The organism is Oleiphilus sp. HI0066 (genome assembly GCF_001635725.1).
The window spans coordinates 1-1192 of record NZ_LWFH01001117.1; the positions used below are offsets into that span (position 1 = coordinate 1).

Sequence of the window (1192 nt, forward strand, 5' to 3'; positions counted from 1 at the left end):
TTGCATTCATCAGCATGGCAATTCTATTAATCATCGCTACACCGCTAGCTTGGTGGTTAAGCCAAACACATAGCCGGCTCAAGCCACTAGCTCTGTCGATCATTACTCTACCAATTGTTTTACCTCCAACAGTATTAGGTTTTTATCTACTTCTACTATTGAGCCCTGATGGAGCGATTGGTGTCATCACTGAATCCTTAGGATTTGGCAGTCTTGTATTTACTTTTTGGGGGCTCGTCTTCGGCTCAATAATCTATTCCTTACCCTTTGCCGTTCAGCCTATTTACAACGCATTTTCTAGCATTGATAAAGGCGTACTTGAACTAGGCGCAACAATGGGAGCAAGCCCGTTTACTCGCTTCAAGAGCATCGCACTTCCGTTGGGCAAAACAGGAATTCTCAGCGCGGCAATTCTTAGCTTTGCGCACACTCTTGGAGAGTTCGGCGTGATCTTGATGATTGGCGGAAATATTCCTGAAGAAACTCGCGTACTTTCAATTGCCATTTATGATCATGTGGAAGCATTGAACTTCGAACAAGCCCATACCTTGTCCTTAGGGCTCGTTATTTTCGCTTTCTGCGTTGTCTGGTGCTTAGCCTATCTTCAACAGAATTCTAAAGAGCGTCGCAGCACATGAGTATCGATATCAATCTGCGCCTCAATCGCGAAAACTTTCACTTAACTATTAACGAGTCACTGTCGAACTCTGGGCTTACCGCTATCTTCGGCCCGTCGGGTTGCGGCAAAACCACTTTTCTGAGATGCATAGCTGGACTTGAAAAAGGAAATGGCCGCGTTTTAGTCAATGACATCATCTGGCAAGACTCAAAATCGAACACATTCGTACCAAGCCATCAGCGCAATCTCGTCTATATATTCCAAGATGCACGCCTATTGCCGCATCTAACTGTATACGAAAACCTAGTATTCAATCTGAAATATCAGCGCGTAAACATAAATGATGAAACACTTTCGAGCGTTATCGAAAAATGCGCTTTATTTGAGCTTAACGACAAACTCCCCTCGCAACTTTCAGGCGGACAAAAACAACGCGTCAACATCGCACGCGCACTATTGAGTCAGCCAAGCCTAATACTCATGGATGAACCTCTGTCCGCACTCGACAGTAGTTCAAGACAGGAAATGCTGAATTTTTTAAAAGCGCTAAAAGACGACATATCCGCTCCAATT

The 1192-nt window shown here is 44.4% G+C and carries 2 protein-coding genes; both read left to right on the forward strand.

All coding sequences use genetic code 11. The features are described 5' to 3' along the window. Positions 1-638, forward strand: a 638-nt coding sequence (gene modB / locus A3738_RS14670; protein ID WP_068763672.1) for a molybdate ABC transporter permease subunit, incomplete at its 5' end; no start/stop codon positions are given. Then, the coding region (locus A3738_RS14675; RefSeq protein ID WP_156504267.1) for an ATP-binding cassette domain-containing protein at positions 635-1192 on the forward strand (558 nt) is incomplete at its 3' end. The genes modB and A3738_RS14675, both read left to right, overlap by 4 nt.